Source organism: Pseudomonas brassicacearum (genome assembly GCF_009601685.2).
Lineage (GTDB): Bacteria > Pseudomonadota > Gammaproteobacteria > Pseudomonadales > Pseudomonadaceae > Aquipseudomonas > Aquipseudomonas kilonensis_B.
Genome location: NZ_CP045701.2, coordinates 2,638,946 through 2,656,201, shown reverse-complemented (window position 1 = coordinate 2,656,201; position 17,256 = coordinate 2,638,946). Strand labels below are relative to the sequence as shown.

General features: G+C 66.3%; 2 protein-coding genes. Both read left to right on the top strand.

The window, feature by feature from the left end; genetic code table 11:
- Positions 1 to 99: 99 nt before the first annotated feature.
- The gene (locus GFU70_RS11560) at positions 100 to 3,162 is read left to right on the top strand and encodes a non-ribosomal peptide synthetase (RefSeq protein WP_153388063.1); all 3,063 of its coding nucleotides are present in this window, start codon (positions 100 to 102) and stop codon (positions 3,160 to 3,162) included.
- Between the two features lie 58 nt (positions 3,163 to 3,220).
- The gene (locus tag GFU70_RS11555; RefSeq protein WP_153388062.1) at positions 3,221 to 17,167 is read left to right on the top strand and encodes a non-ribosomal peptide synthase/polyketide synthase; all 13,947 of its coding nucleotides are present in this window, start codon (positions 3,221 to 3,223) and stop codon (positions 17,165 to 17,167) included.
- The last annotated feature ends 89 nt before the right edge of the window (positions 17,168 to 17,256 follow it).

Sequence of the window (17,256 nt, the reverse complement as noted above, 5' to 3'; positions counted from 1 at the left end):
CCACCTGCCGTTCGCAGGAGGCTTGCCTGACACGTGTCCAGCAAGCCCCGACGTCTGTGCGGTGATCCAGGCTCAAGCCCTTTTCCAGTCGAGATGAACATGAGCGGACTTCAAGGTTTTCGTATTTCGCCGCAACAGACATCGGTTTACCCCCACATCAACGGCGCGGCGCAGCACCCGTTCAGCTGCCATTTGCAATGGTCGCTGTCGCAGCCGCTGGACGTCGATGCCCTGAACAACCGCTTGCAAGCCCTGGTGGCCGGCAGTGAAATCCTGCGCACGCGCCTGATGCCCGTGCCCGGCCTGCGCCACCCGGTGCAGGTGATCGACGAAACCGGCTCGCTGGCGGTGAACCTCCAGGACCTGCGCCAACACAGCGGCGCAGACCAGGACGCCGCGCTGGCCCGGCTCGCCACCCAGCCCCGCGACTGGGCAACCCCACTGTGCGTGACCCTGGTGCGCTTGTCCGATGAACAAGCGGTCCTGGACCTGGCGGCGGCCAGCAGCCACTTCGACCTCGCCAGCCTGAAATGGCTGGCCGGCGCACTGCTGCACGACACCGCAACCGACCTTTCCGACACCTTGCAGTACGCCGACTACGCCGAATGGCGCTGGAGCCTGGTTGAGGAGGCGCCGGACCATCCAGGCGTGAGCTTCTGGAAGCCTTCGGACGAAACCGAACAGGCCACCTTGCAACTGCCCCTCGAATCGACCGTCGAGGGCGGGTTTGCGCCGTCCCGACTGGACCTGACCCTGCCGACTGACCTCGCCCGTCACTCGGCCCTGACCCCGGACCTGCTGCTGGCGGCATGGGCAGCGGTGCTGGGACGATTGGCCGGCCAGCAACAGGTGCCGCTCACCCTCATCCATGAAAGTCGTGGCGCGGAACTGGAAAACGCCCTGGGCCTGTTCGAGCAGTGCCTGCCCGTGAGCATCGAACTGGATGCCCAAGCGACCCTGCTGGAACAAAGCACGCGAGTGGCCGCCATCCGGGAACGGGCCGTCGGCTGGCAAGACTATTACGTCGGCCACCTCAACGCCGGCTATGCCTTTGCCTGGCGTTCGGGCGATGCCCGGGAACGTCATGCCAGCGCAGTGATAAACCCGCTGAAGGCGTGCCTGAACGTACGCCAGTTGCCCGCCAGCCTGCACGCCCAACTGGTCTACGACCGCCATGCCCTCAGCGCCGAAGCCGCAGGTTGCCTCGCCGAGCAATGGCTGCAACTGCTGCAAGGTGCCCTGGCTGAACCGCAACGGGCCTGGGCCCAGTTGCCCCTGGGTGGAGCGCTGCAATCACAATTGATCGGCACCAGCACAAGCGTGCCGTCCATCGAACCGGTGACGCTGGTGGAACTGATTGCCCGTCAGGTTCGCCAGCAACCAAACGCCATCGCCCTCAGCGACCAGGACGGCGCGCTGAGCTACAGCCGCCTCGACGCCTGCGCCACGCACCTGGCCCATCGACTGGTCGCCGCCGGGATCGGTCCCGGGGTGCCCGTCGGTATCCTGTTCGCCCGCAGCAACGCGGCCATTGTCGCCATGCTCGCCGTCTTGAAAGCCGGTGGCGCCTACGTGCCGATCGACCCGACCTACCCGGCCGACCGCCGCGCCTACATGCTCGCCGACAGCGCCATTGCCCACATCGTGGTCAGTGCCGAACTGGCCGACAGCGTGCCGGCCACCCTGCAACGCTTCGTGCTGGATGACCTGGCAACGCCGGACCTCGGCGATTGGCCGGCGCTGCCGCTGCCAGACGCGAACGACCTCGCCTACTTGATCTACACCTCGGGCTCTACCGGTGCGCCGAAAGCCGTGGAAATCAGCCACGGCGCCCTGAGCTTCTCGACCCAGGTGCGCATGGCCACCTATGACACTCCGGTGCGCGCCTACCTGCTGCTGTCGTCGTTCGCCTTCGACAGTTCGGTCGCCGGGATTTTCTGGACCCTGGCCCAAGGCGGGCGCCTGGTCTTGCCCGCCCCGGGAGAAGAGCTGGAAATGTCCCGCCTGGCGCAACTGATTGCCCAGCATCAGGTCAGCCACGGTCTGTCGCTGCCATCGCTGTACCAGGCCCTGCTCGATCAATTGCAGCGCAGCGCAGGCACCGACAGCCTCGTCTGCTGGATCGTCGCCGGTGAAGCCTGCCCGCCATCGCTGATCGCGCAACACAGCAAGACCTTGCCCCACGCCCGTCTGGTGAACGAATACGGTCCCACCGAGGCCACCGTCTGGGCCACCTATGAGGTGCTTGAGCCAAACCGCAACGTCAGCATTGGCCGCCCCATCGCCGGCATGGACCTGCGCCTGCTGAACGAATTCGACACCGCCTGCGGCATCGGCGAGCCAGGGGAAATCGTCCTCGCCGGCCCGACCCTGGCCCGCGGCTATCGCCACAAACCCGAAGAAACCGCCAAGGCCTTCGTCACCCTGGCCGACGGCACCCGCGCCTACCGTACGGGCGACCTGGCGTGCTGGTTGGCCGACGGGCGCCTGGCGTTCCTGGGGCGCAAGGACCATCAGGTCAAGGTGCGCGGCTACCGCATCGAGCTGGGTGAAATCGAACGCCAGTTGTGCAGCCACAGCGACGTGCGCGAAGCCGCGGTGATCGTCCAGGAACACGCCGCCGGCAAGCGCCTGCTCGCCTACATCCTCGCCGCCCACGGCTACGCACCGGATTCCGAGGCGATCAAGCGTTTCCTCGGCGAGCGCCTGCCGTCGTACATGGTGCCGGCCCTGGTGCTGACCCTGGCGAGTTTTCCGCGCACGCCCAACGGCAAGCTCGACACCCGCCAATTGCCCGACCCCGACTCGTTCGACGAAAGCGCCCACGTGGCGCCACGCAACGCCATGGAAACCGCCCTGCAAGCCATCGTCGCCAAGGTCTTGAAGCTCTCGACGGTGAGCGTCACCGACAACTTTTTCGCCATCGGCGGCGACTCGATCCTGAGCCTGCAAGTGGTGGCCCAGGCCCACGAGCAAGGCATCGCGCTTTCGGCCAAGCAAGTCTTCGAACGCCAGACCATCGCGGCCATGGCCGAGGTCGCGCAACCGCTGGCGCCGAGCGCCGCCGAGCCACAGGCTGACAGCACCGAGTTCAGCGCCTCGGGCCTGACCGATGACGAAATGCAAGCGCTGATGGCCGAACTGGACGAGGCCGACCTGTGAGCGGCTCGTCCCGTCGCCCCGCCATCACCGTTGCCCCTTTTTACGCAGGACGCTTTCAATGACCACCGAAAAAACCACCGGCAACCCGATCGAAGACATTTACCCACTGTCGCCGCTGCAACAAGGGATGCTGTTCCACTCCCTGCTGCACGAAGACTCCGGTGTGTACCTGATGCAGGATCGCTACCGCATCGGCGGGGCCATCGATGAAGGGGCGTTCCTCGAATCGTGGCGCCAGGTGGTGGCGCTGCACCCTTCCCTGCGCGCCAGCTTCCAGTGGAAAAGCCAGAAGCAACCGGTGCAGGTGATCCATCGCCAGGTCAAGGTACCGCTGGACACCCTCGACCTGCGCGGGCTCGCCCCCCATGAGCAGGAAGCGCGGATCCGCACGCTGCTGGAAGACGAGCAGAAAGTCGGCTTCAACCTGTCCAAGCCGCCGCTGATTCGCTTCCGGTTGGTGCGCCTGGCCGACGAATCCTACGAGTTCATTCGCAGCTTCCACCACATTCTGATGGACGCCTGGTGCATTTCCCTGGTGACCGTGGACTTCCTCAAAGTCTACGAAGCACTGTGCAACGACCGCACGCCGGAACTGAAAAGCCCGCGGCCGTTTCGCGATTACATCCAGTGGCTGCAACGCCAGGACGCGAGCAAGGCCGAGCAGTTCTGGCGCGGCCAGTTGCAAGGTCTCAATGCCCCCACGCCGCTGACCGTGGACAACGGCGTGACCCGCGACCGCTACACCGATGCGGTGCTGGTGGACGACCAACTGATTCACCTGGACGAACAGGAAACCCAGGCACTGGCGGCGTTCTGCCGCAGTCGCCGGATCACCCCGAACACGTTCTTCCAGGGCGTCTGGTCGCTGCTGCTGTCACGTTACAGCGGGCAACAGGACGTGGTCTTCGGCGTCACCGTGGCCGGGCGTCCGGCCGACCTGACTGGCGTCGCGGAAATGATCGGCCTGTTCATCAACACCTTGCCGCTGCGGGTTTCGGTGGACCCGAACGCCTCGCTCGGCAGTTGGCTGGGCGACTTGCAAAAGCTCAACGTCGACATGCGCGACTTCGAGCACACGCCCTTGACCGACATCCAGGGCTGGAGTGATTTCCCCCGGGGCGAGACCCTGTTCGACAGCATCCTGGTATTCGAAAACGCGCCCATCGACGAACAGATTCTCGAAGGCGGCTTCCAGTTCAGCCTCGAAGGCATGGACCACAGCGTGCACACCCACTACGGCTTGACCGTGGTGATCCTGCCGGGCGAACAGTTGGGCATCCGCGTTTCCTATGACCGCGAACGTTTCGAAGCCGCCACCGTGCAACGCACGCTGGGTCACATCGCCAGCCTGGTGCGCAGCATGCTCGCCGCCCCCGAGGCGCCGTTGGCCAGCTTCGAGCTGCTGGCCGCCGAGGAACGCCAGCAGTTGCTGGGCGAATGGGCGCTTAACCCGCATGATTTCCCGCTGGAGCAAAGCTACGCCGAGCTGTTTGCCGCCCAAGTCGCCCAGCGCCCAGGGCAGGTCGTCGCGATCTGCGACGGGGAGTCGCTGACTTACGCCGAGCTGGACCTGCGCTCCACGCGCCTGGCCCACGCCCTGCGCGAGGCCGGCGCCGCTGAAGACCAACTGGTCGCGCTGGTGGCCCCCCGTGGCCTGGCGCTGTTGACCATGATGCTGGCCGTGTTCAAGGCCGGCGCGGCGATGCTGCCCCTTGAAGTCAATCACCCGCCCGAGCGCTTGCGGGAAATCCTCGGGCTGTCCCGCGCGCCCATGCTGGTGGCGAGCGAAGCCTGCAGCGGCCTGCTCGATCAACTGCTCAGCGGCCTCGACCGGGCGCCCGAGGCGCTGTTCGCCGAGGCCTGCTGGAGGTCCGGCAACGACGTGCCTCTGCCGGTGCTTGCCGGTCCGGACAGCCTGGCCTACGTGCTGTTCACCTCCGGTTCGACCGGCACGCCGAAGGGCGTGATGATCGAACAGCGCGGCATGCTCAACAACATCTTCGGCAAGGTGCCGGCCCTGGGCCTCAACGCCGCCGACCGGATTCCCCAGACCGCTTCGGTGGCGTTCGATATTTCGGTGTGGCAGTTCCTCGCCGCGCCGGTGCTCGGTGCCACCGTGCACATTCTTCCGGATGAAGTCGCCCACGACCCGCAAGGCCTGCTGCAAGTGCTCGCCAGCGAGCGCCTGAACGTGCTGGAAATTGTCCCGAGCCTGATGCGCACCGTGCTCGCGCTGTGCCCGTGCGACCTGCACCTGCCGGACCTGCGCTGGGTGTTGCCTACCGGCGAAGCCCTACCGCCGACCGTGGCCCGCGACTGGTTCGCGCGGTTCCCCGACATCGCCCTGATGAACGCCTACGGGCCGGCCGAATGCGCCGACGACGTGGCCTTCCAGCCGATCTTCGAAGCACCGGGGGCCGAAGTCAGCCACATGCCCATCGGCCAGCCGACCGCCAACAACCGCCTGTATGTGCTGGACGAAGCCCTGCGCCCGGTGCCGGTTGGCGTGGCCGGGGAAATCTGTGTCGGTGGTGTCGGTGTCGGCCGCGGCTACCTGCACGACCCGCAACGCACCGCTGACGCGTTCATCGACCACCCTCAACTCGAAGGACGCCTGTACCGCACCGGTGACCTGGGACGCTGGCGGGCAGACGGGGTGATCGAATACCTCGGCCGCCGCGACCAGCAGGTGAAACTGCGCGGGCACCGGATCGAGCTGACGGAAATCGAACACCGCCTCGCCCAGCACCCGAACGTACGCGAAGCCGCGGTCCTGCTGCGGGAAAACACCGTCGGCGAAGCCTGGCTAGTGGCGTACTGGGCGGCCCATGACGATTCGCTGGGCAGCGACGGCCTGAGCGAACACCTGCGTGCGCAACTGCCGCCGTACATGGTGCCGGCCGCGTTCGTCTGCCTGGACAAACTGCCCCTGAACAACAACGGCAAGGTCGATCGCAAGGCCCTCACCGCCCGCGAGCTGGACTGGCAGGCCGACACCCAGCACAGCATCGCCCCGCGCAACACGCTGGAAACCAGCGTGGCTTCCATCTGGGCCGAGGTCCTGGGGCGCGACACAGTAGGCGTGGAAGACAACTTCTTCACCCTCGGCGGGCACTCGCTGCTGGCAACCCAGATCGTGGCCCGCCTGCGCACCCAGTTCAAACTGGACCTGCCATTGCGGGTACTGTTCGAACAACCGACCGTGGCCTTGCTGGCCGAGGCCATCGGCGCCCGCCAGGCCGAGGCCGCCGCACCGCAAACCAGTGCGATCAGCGTGCCCAAGGCCCAGCCACGCCCGGCGCTGCTGCCACTGTCGTTTTCGCAACAACGCCTGTGGTTCATCGAGCAACTGACACCGGGCACCACCCTGTTCAACATCCCGTTCGCCCTGCACCTCAAGGGTGAACTCAACGTCCCGGCGCTGCACGCCAGCCTGAACGACCTGCTGGTGCGCCACGAAATCCTGCGCACCGGCATCTACAACAACAACGGCGTGCCGTGCCAACGCATCAGCCCAGCGCTGGACATCGCGCTGCCCTTCGAAGACTTGTCGGGCCTGACCGCCACCGCCCGCGCTGGCGCGCAGTTCAATGCCCTGCAAGACACCTTCGAGCAGCCCTTCGACCTGACCTGCCCACCGCTGCTGCGTGCGCGCTTGCTGCGCCTGGCGCCGGGTGAACATGTGCTCGGCATCGCCCTGCATCACCTGGTCTCGGACGCCTGGTCGGCCACCATCGCCCTGCGCGAGCTGGCCCTGGGTTATGAAGCCCGATGCAACGGCGCCCCCGCCGAACTGCCGGCCCTGCCACTGCAATACGCCGACTTCGCCCTTTGGCAGCGCGAACACCTGCAAGGCGCCGAACTCAAGCGCCAGCTCGATTACTGGACCACCACTCTGGATCGGCGCGACAGCGATGCCAGCCCGCTGCTGGCCTTGCCCACCGATCATCCACGGCCATCGGTGCAAAGCTACCGCGCCGGGATCGTGCAGCGTGAACTCAGCGCCGACCTCAGCGCCCAGGTGCAAGCATTCGCCAGTCGCCTCGGCACTACACCGTTCACCGTCCTGTTCGCCGGCTTCGCCGTGTTGATGCACCGCTTGAGCGGCGACGCCACGGTGCTGGTCGGCACCCCGGTCACCCACCGGGAACAACCGGGCACCGAAGGCCTGCTGGGCATCTTGCTGAACAACCTGGCGATCCGCGCCGACTTCGAGCCGCAAGCCGGCTTCACCGCCCTGGTCAAACAAGTGGCCGAGCGTCTGCGCGCTGGCCTGTTGCATCAGGACCTGCCGTTCGAACAATTGGTGGACAACCTGCAACTGCCGCGCAGCCTCAGCCATGCGCCGCTGTACCAGGTGATGGTCGCCCAGCAACTGGCAATGGAATCGCGGTTGCGTTTCCCGGGGCTGGAATTCGAAGCGCTGGACACGCCGCTGCGCCACTCCGAATGCGATCTGGACTTGCACGTGCTGTGCCCGGCCAATGCGCCGATCCAACTGGAGCTGATGTTCGCCCTGGACCTGTTCGTCGCCGACAGCGCCCGCCAGACTCTCGCCCGCCTGGAGCATCTGCTCGAACACATGCTCGCCGAGCCACAACGCCCGGTTGCCGCCTTGCCGCTGTTGATGGACGCGGAGTGGCAACGCACCGTGGTCGAGTGGAACCGCACCGAGATGCAGGTGCCGACCCACCTGACCTTTGCTCAACTGTTTGAACAACAGGCCGAGCGCACCCCGGAACGCGACGCCCTGTGTTTCGAAGGCCGCAGCCTGAGCTACGGCGAACTGAACCGGCGCGCCAACCAGGTGGGGCATTACCTGCGCAGCCGCGGTGTCGGCGCCAACCGCCCGGTGGCGCTGTGTGTCGAGCGTTCGCTGGAACTGCTGGTCGGCCTGCTGGGCATTCTCAAGTCCGGCGGCGCTTATGTACCGCTGGACCCGACCTACCCGGTGGATCGCCTGGCGTACATGCTTGAAGACGCGCAGCCGGCACTGTTCCTCGGCCAGCAAGGCCTGCTGGAACAGCTGGGCGCCGAACTGCCACGCTTGCGCCTGGACAGCGACGCAGCGCTGTTCGCCAACCAGCCAGACAGCAACCCTGCCCCGCTCGCCGGCCCACAAGACCTGGCCTACATCATGTACACCTCCGGCTCGACCGGTAAGCCCAAGGGCACCCTGGTAACCAACGGCTCGGTGGTCAACCTGGCCTGGGCACGGATCCATGGCTTGTATCGCCGCTACACCGACCAGCCGATGCGCACCAGTTTCAACTATTCGTTCGCCTTCGACAGCTCGGTGGCCGAGCTGATCCTGCTGCTCGACGGCCACAGCCTGTACCTGACTCCCGAAGACGTGCGCTACGACCCCGAGGCCCTGGCCGGCTTCTTCCGCGCCACCTGCCTGGACGCTTTCGAATGCACCCCGGCGCAACTCAAGGCCCTGCTTGAAAGCGACGGTGTTCGGCGTGGCGAGGTGTACCTGCCGCGCTTCGTGCTGTTCGGTGGCGATGCGGTGGACGCACAACTGTGGCAACGCCTGCCGTCGATTGCCGGCAGCCGCTTCTTCAACACCTACGGCCCGACCGAATGCACCGTGGATGCCACTGGTTGCGCGGTGGATGACTTCCCGCTGCGGCCGATCATCGGCCGACCCATCGCCAACGTGCGCACCTACGTGCTCGATGCCTTCCTCAACCCGATGCCGGTGGGCGTCCCGGGGGAACTGCACATCGGCGGTGCCGGCGTGACCCTGGGCTACCTCAACCGCGCCGAGCAGACCGCGAAGGTGTTCATCGAAGACCCGTTCTCCCCCGTGGCCGGGGCGCGGATGTACAAGTCCGGTGACCTGGTGCGCTGGCTGCCCGATGGCCAGCTCGAATACCTGGGGCGCATGGATCACCAAGTGAAGATCCGCGGCTTCCGCGTCGAACTGGGGGAAATCGAAACCCTGATCGGCACTCAACCGGGCGTGCGCCAGGCCGTGGTGCTGGCCCGTGAAGACGTGCCCGGCGACAAGCGCCTGGTCGCCTACGTGACGTGCGACCAGCAGGCCGACATCCACGCCTGGCGCAAAGCCGTTGGCGCCGCCCTGCCCGATTACATGGTGCCCTCGGCATTCGTGCTGCTCGATGAGCTGCCGCTGACCGACAACGGCAAACTCAACCGCAAGGCCTTGCCGGCCCCGGACATCCAAGCCGCGCCAGACGCCCTCGACCCGCCCCGCAGCGCCGCCGAACAGCAACTGGCCACCCTGTGGGCCGAGTTGCTGAACGTGCCGTCGTCGCAGATCGGCCGCGACAGCCATTTCTTCTACCTCGGCGGCCACTCGCTGCTGGCGGCGGCGTTGTTTGCCCGCCTGCGCCAACAGTTCGCCAGCGTGCCGCCGTTGCGGGCGGTGTTCGAACACCCGACCCTCGACGCCTTGGCCGCGCTGCTGGGTGATCCCCTGCAAGCCCCGGCGGCGACCTTTGTCCCGGCAGCGCGTCCGGCGCGCCTGCCGCTGTCGTTCGAACAGCAACGCTTGTGGTTCCTTGAACAACTGAGCACCGGCGGTGGCGAGTACAACGTGGTCAGCGCCGTGCAACTGGACGGCGAACTCAATGCCCAGGCCCTGCACACGGCCCTGAACAGCGTGGTCCAACGCCACGAGATCCTGCGCAGCCGCATCGTGCGCGATAGCGACGGCGAGTTGGCGCTGGTGATCGAACCGCAGGTCGATATCAGCCTGCAAGTGACGGCACTGCAAGCGACCAGCGACGCGCAATGGCAGCAACTGACCGATACGGCGATCCACGTAGAAACCGGCCGCCGGTTCGACCTCGCCGCCGAAGTGCCGGTCCGTGCCACGCTGCTGCAACGCAGCGGCGCCGCCCAATCACTGCTGTTGCTCAGCGTGCACCACTGCGCCACCGATGACGCCTCCAGCCAGAACCTGCTGGATGAACTGCGACAGTTCTATACCGCTCAGTGCCAGGGCACCCCGGCGGCACTGCCGGCGCTGGCGCTGCAATACCCCGATTACGCCCTCTGGCAGCGCGAACCCGCTCAACAGACCGCGTTCAGCAGCCAACTGGAATACTGGCGCAACCAACTGGAGGACGGCGACTACCTGCTGGACCTGCCAACCGAACAGGGCCGGCCAACCCAGCTCGCCCCGGCGGCCGGCGCGGTCCAGCTGCAATTGCCGCCCGCCCTGGTGGAGCGCCTGCGGCAGTTCGCCCAGCAACGCGGCGCCACCCTGTACATGCTCATGCTCGGTGCGGCGCAGTTGCTGTTGGGGCGCTACGCCAACCAGCGCGACGTACGGGTCGGTAGCCCGGTGGCCCAGCGTCCATTCGCCGAGCTGCAGCCGCTGATCGGCTGCTTCGTCAACACCGTGGTCATGCGTGCCGACCTCGATCCGGCGCTGGATTTCGAAGGTTTGCTGGGCCAGGTGCGCAACCGTGTGCTGGATGCCCAACAGCATCAGGACGTGCCCTTCGACCAAGTCGTCGAGCATTTGAAACCTTCGCGCAGCCTCGGTCAGACGCCGCTGTTCCAAGTGCTGTTCGCCATGCAGAACGCCGACTCGTCGAGCCAGCCATGGCCGCAGTTGCAGGTCAGCGAACGCGCCGTGACCGCCCAGGCCACCAAGTACGACCTGAACTGGGAAGTGCATGACGGCGAGGTGCTGTCGGTGTTGCTGGAATACCGCGCCGCGCTGTTCAGCGAAAGCACTGCCCGGCGTTGGCTGGAACAATGGCAACAACTGCTGGAAGCGATGCTCGAAGCGCCACGGACCCGCCTCGGCGATTGGACACCGCTGCCGGCGGCAGAGCGTCGTCGCCAGTTGATCGAGTGGAACGCCACCGACCGCCACTACAGCGGCCCGACCAACCTGCACACGGCCTTGAGCCAACAAGCGGCCCTGAGCCCCAACGCCCCGGCATTGGTGTTCGAAAGCCAGCGCCTGAGCTATGCCGAGCTGGACCAGCGCGCACAAGCCGTCGCCCGGGCCCTGCGCGCAGTAGGCGTGGGCAGCGACAGCATCGTGCCGCTGTGCATGGAGCGTTCGGTGGAGATGGTCGTGGCCTTGCTCGGCATCGTCCATGCCGGCGCCGCGTGGCTGCCGCTGGACCCGGAGTTGCCTGCCGCGCGCCTGGCGTTCCTCATCGAAGACGCCGATGCCAAGGTCACCTTGACCCAAGCGCAGTGGCTGTCGCGCCTGCCCGCCGGGCATGACGCCTGGACGCTGGATGCGTTGCCAAATGCTGAAGTTGGAGAGCCCATCAGCGTCGAGGCCAACGACCTGGCCTACGTGCTCTACACCTCCGGCTCCACCGGTCAACCCAAGGGCGTGATGAACGAACACGGCGCCTTGATGAACCGCCTGCACTGGATGCAGGACGCCTTCCCGATTGGCCCGAACGACCGCGTCTTGCAGAAAACCCCGTACAGCTTCGACGTATCGGTGTGGGAGTTCTTCTGGCCGCTGATCACTGGCGCGACCCTGGTGGTGGCCCGGCCGGACGGGCATCGCGACCCGGCCTACCTCAGCCAGTTGATCCAGCAGGAACAGGTCACGACGTTGCACTTCGTACCGTCGATGCTGCGTGCCTTTGTCGAAGAACCGAGCCTGGTCAACTGCCACAGCCTGCGCCAGGTGTTCGCCAGTGGCGAAGCCCTGCCGGTGGACCTGGTCCGGCGGTTCATGGGTCTACACCCGGCGGCGCTGGTCAACCTGTATGGCCCGACCGAAGCGGCCATCGACGTCTCGGTCTGGCGTTGCTCGGCGGACGATGTGATCGTGCCGATCGGCAAACCCATCGCCAACCTGCGCTTGTACATCCTCGATGAGGCCCTGCAACCGCTGCCGATTGGCAGCATCGGCGAGCTGTACATCGGCGGCGTCGGCGTGGCCCGGGGTTATCTGAAACGCCCGGACCTGACTGAGGAACGCTTCCTCGCCAACCCGTTCGTGGCCGGTGATCGCCTGTACCGCACCGGCGACCGTTGCCGTTTCCTGGCCGATGGCAACATCGAGTACCTGGGGCGTCTCGACCACCAGGTGAAACTGCGCGGCCAGCGCATCGAACTGGGAGAAATCGACGCTGCGCTGCTGGCCCAGGCCGGTGTTCGCGACGCCGCCACCTTGTTGCTCGACCAGCGCCTGGTAAGTTTCTGGTGCGGTGACGCCGATGAGGCGACCCTGCGTGCCGATTTGAGCGACAGCCTGCCCGCGCACATGCAGCCAAGTCTGTTCGTGCAGCTCGATAACCTGCCGCTCAACAGCAACGGCAAGCTCGACCGCAAGGCCCTGGCCGCCACGCCGCTGCCACAAAGCCAAAGCGACCAGCCGCGCACCGCGCCGCGCAATGCCACTGAAAGCGTGCTCTGCGAACTGTTCAGCGAGGTGTTGGGCGGTTCGGAAGTCGGCATCGAGGACAACTTTTTCCAACTCGGCGGCCATTCCTTGCTGGCCACCCGCCTGGTCAGCCGGGTGCGTGAGCGCCTCGGGGTTTCCCTGCCCCTACCGCTGGTGTTCGCCCAACCGACCGTCGCGGCCCTGGCCGAGCATCTGCGCGCGGCCATGCCCGGTGAATCGATCAGCGCACAACCGCGCCCGGCGCAATTGCCCCTGGGCCTGGCCCAACGCCGGTTCTGGATGCTCAGCCGCCTGGTGCCGGAGTCCCGCGAGTACCACATGCCGTTCGCCCTGACCTTGCGCGGCGAGTTGCGGGTCGAGGTCTTGCGCGAGGCCTTTGCGCAGGTCAGCCAGCGCCACTTGGTGCTGCGCAGCCGTATCGTCGAAATCGACGGCGAGCCGCAATTGCTGATCGACGACCACGGCCCGGCGCTCGCGGTCACTTGTGTTGCGACCCAGGACTGGGCAGCGGCCTGCGCCAACGCCCAGGACGCACTAATGACGCCGTTCGACCTGGCCGCCGCGGCGCCGTGGCGTGCGCACCTGTTGCAACGCCAGGGCAGTGACGAGAACCTGTTGCTGGTGTGCCTGCACCACAGCGCCACCGACGGCTGGGCCATGCAGTTGCTCATCGACGAACTGACCCAGGCCTACACAGCCGGCCTGAACGGGCACTCGCCCGCCTGGGCACCGCTGGAAATCGATTACGTCGATTTCGCCCTGTGGCAACAGCACCCGGACACCCAGGCCCGGCGCAGTAACAGCCTGGAGTACTGGAAAAAACACCTGGGCCAGGACGACTACCAGCTCGACCTGCCCATCGACCATCCGCGTGGCGCCGAAGCCGATCGTCGCGCCCGGCGACTGACCGTCCGCCTCGGCACCCAGCGCGCTGACGCCATCCGCCAGTTCGCCCGTCAGCGCGGCACCACCACCTATGTGGTGCTCGCCATGGCCTTGAGCGCGCTGCTGGCGCGTTACAGCGGTCAACGGGATATTCGCTTCGGCACCCCGGCGGACCAGCGTGATCAACCGCAAGCCCAGACACTGCTGGCTTGTCTGGTCAACACCCTGGTGATCCGCAGCGACGTCGACCAACGGGCCCCTGCCGAGCAATTGCTCGCCAGCCTCGAAGCCGACCTGCGTGCAGCCCAGGCCCATGCTGACCTGCCCTTCGCTACCCTGGTCGGCGCTATCGCACAGAACCGCGACTTGAACCGCACGCCGTTGTTCCAAGTGCTGTTCTCCCTCAACTACGGCCGCGTCGACAGCAGCCAATGGCCGGGGCTGGACGTCGAAGAGCAGATGCTGCCGGTGATCGACGCCAAGTTTGAACAGAGCTGGGAAGTCCAGGACGACGGCAACGACATGACGCTGGCGCTGGAATACCAAGCGGCCTTGTACGACGAAACGACGATGCAACGCTGGAGCGCGCAGTGGTGCGCGCTGCTCGACGCCCTGGTGGCAAGCCCTGAACGCACCCTGGTCGAACTGTTCCCGCAACAGCAGGATCAGCAGCAACTGGACCGCTGGAACGCCACCGACCGCCACTACAGCGGCCCGACCAACCTGCACACGGCCTTGAGCCAACAAGCGGCCCTGAGCCCCAACGCCCCGGCGCTGGTATTCGAAGGCCAGCGCCTGAGCTATGCCGAGCTGGACCAGCGCGCACAAGCCGTCGCCCGGGCCCTGCGCGCAGTTGGCGTGGGCAGCGACAGCATCGTGCCGCTGTGCATGGAGCGTTCGGTGGAGATGGTCGTGGCCTTGCTCGGCATCGTCCATGCCGGCGCCGCGTGGCTGCCGCTGGACCCGGAGTTGCCTGCCGCGCGCCTGGCGTTCCTGATCGAAGACGCCGATGCCAAGGTCACCTTGACCCAAACGCAATGGCTGTCGCGCCTGCCAGTCGGGCATCAAGCCTGGACCCTCGACACGTTGCCCCAAGCCTCTGCATTCGAGCCAATCAGCGTCGAGGCCAACGACCTGGCCTACGTGCTCTACACCTCCGGTTCCACCGGCCAACCCAAGGGCGTGATGAACGAACACGGCGCCTTGATGAACCGCCTGCACTGGATGCAGGACGCCTTCCCGATTGGCCCGAACGACCGCGTCTTGCAGAAAACCCCGTACAGCTTCGACGTATCGGTGTGGGAGTTCTTCTGGCCGCTGATCACTGGCGCGACCCTGGTGGTGGCCCGGCCGGACGGGCATCGCGACCCGGCCTACCTCAGCCAGTTGATCCAGCAGGAACAGGTCACGACGTTGCACTTCGTACCGTCGATGCTGCGTGCCTTTGTCGAAGAACCGAGCCTGGTCAACTGCCACAACCTGCGCCAGGTGTTCGCCAGTGGCGAAGCCCTGCCGGTGGACCTGGTCCGGCGGTTCATGGGTCTACACCCGGCGGCGCTGGTCAACCTGTATGGCCCGACCGAAGCAGCCATCGACGTCTCGGTCTGGCGTTGCTCGGCGGACGATGCAATCGTGCCGATCGGCAAACCCATCGCCAACCTGCGCTTGTATATCCTCGATGAGGCCCTGCAACCGCTGCCGATTGGCAGCATCGGCGAGCTGTACATCGGCGGCGTCGGCGTGGCCCGGGGTTACCTGAAACGCCCGGACCTGACCGAGGAACGCTTCCTCGCCAACCCGTTCGTGGCCGGTGATCGCCTGTACCGCACCGGCGACCGCTGCCGGTTCCTGGCCGATGGCAACATCGAATACCTGGGCCGTCTCGACCATCAGGTGAAACTGCGTGGACAGCGCATCGAGCTGGGGGAAATCGACTCAGCGCTGCTGAACCTGCCAGCCATCACCGGCGCCTGCACGCTGGTCATCGACAACCGCCTGGTGGCGTTCTACAGCAGCAGCACCGCACAGTCGGACCTCGACACCCAGCTCGCGGCCGAGCTGCCGGCGTACATGGTGCCGGCGGTGTGGGTGCAAATCCCGGCCCTGCCCCTGAACACCAACGGCAAGATCGACCGCAAGGCCCTCGCTGCCCTGCCCTTGCCGAATACCCAGAAGGACTACGCGGCACCGCGCACCGACCTGGAACGCCTGCTCTGCCAGTTGTTCGGCGAGCTGCTCGGCGACACCTTGACCGGTGGCCGTGAAGTCGGCACCTCGGACAGTTTCTTCGCCCTGGGCGGTGACTCGATCCTTGGCCTGAAACTGATCTCGCGCTTGCGTGAACAGGGCTATTCGCTCACGCCACGGGACCTGTTCCGTTCGCCGACTCCGGCGGCCCTGGCCCACGTGACCACGGCGCTGCTGGCCCAGGCCGAACAAGGTGACGTGACCGGGCCGATGCCGCTGATGCCCTTGCACCAGTGGTTCTTCGACCAGCAGCAACCGCAGGCCGCGCACTGGAACCAATCGGTGCTGGCCGACAGCGACCGTCGCCTGGAACCGGCCATCGTCCAAGCCACGCTGGATCGGTTGGTGGCCCACCACGACGCCCTGCGCTTGCGTTTCACCGACGTCGACGGCCAATGGCAGGCACACATCGCGCCGGTGGCCCCGGCCCAACTGACCTGCTGCGAGCACCCGGAACAATTGCTGCAAGTCGCGCAAAGCCTGGACCTGCAACACGGCCCATTGTTTGCCGCGGCCCTGCTGGAAGGCACCCCGCAGCGCCTGTACCTGGTGGCTCATCACCTGGTGGTCGATGCAGTGTCCTGGACGCCGCTGCTGGAAGATTTCCAACAGCTGTACCCGGCACTGGAGCGGGGCGAAAGTCCGACGTTGCCGGCGAAAACCACCTCCTATCGTCAATGGAGCGAGCACCTGCAGGCCCATGCCGCCAAGGTCACTGCGGAGCATCGCTACTGGAGTGCCCAGATCGGCACGAACCGGCCGCCAATGGCCACGGTCGCCGAGCGCCAGACACTGTCGGCCCGCTGGGACGCCAGCCGTACGCAGCAATGGCTGACCGAATCCCATGGCGCTTACCGCACGCAACCGGAAGAACTGCTGATCGCCGCCCTCGCCGCGACCCTGGCCGAGGTCGAACAGCGCAGCGACATCGCCGTGGACCTGGAACGCCACGGGCGTGACGCCCCATTTGCCGGGCTGGACGTCGGCCGCACCGTCGGCTGGTTCACCACCCTCTACCCACTGCGGGTGAACGCCAGCGGCGCCGCGGGCGAGCAGGTGCGCAACGCCAAGCAAGCCTTGCGTGACGTACCCGGCCAGGGCCTGGGCTACGGCTTGCTGCGCCAGCGCGGCGAGTTGCCGGCCAGCCACGGTGATGTGCTGTTCAACTACCTGGGGCATGAGCAAACGCCAGCGGGCTGGTTGCGCGCCAGCAGCCTGACCCCGCCGCCAGACGTGGCCCCGGTGAACCGAGTGACCCACGCCCGTGAAGTGGTGGCCTGGCTGGAGGACGGCGTGTTGCGTGTCGAATGGCACAGCGTCACGCCGAACGCCGACAGCCGTTTGCCCGCTCGCCTGCTGGAACGTTTGCAGGCACTGGTCGAACACTGCCTCGACCCGCAGGCCGGTTCGCTGATGCCCGCGGACTTCCCGCTGGCCAAGGCGCTGAACCAGAAATCCCTGGACAAGCTGCTGGGCAAGCTCAAGACCAAACCCAATTCCCAAAGCTAGCGAGCGACGCGGCGCGTGCGCAGGTCCGAGACCTGCGCGGCGCCTGGATCGACTCACTTGAGTTTTCAAGACTTTGAAATGGACACCAA

What these genes read in the sequence shown, in the direction of transcription:
- GFU70_RS11560 (WP_153388063.1), top strand. Translation starts at nt 100, where the DNA reads ATGAGCGGACTTCAAGGTTTTCGTATTTCGCCGCAACAGACATCGGTT.
- GFU70_RS11555 (WP_153388062.1), top strand. Translation starts at nt 3,221, where the DNA reads ATGACCACCGAAAAAACCACCGGCAACCCGATCGAAGACATTTACCCA.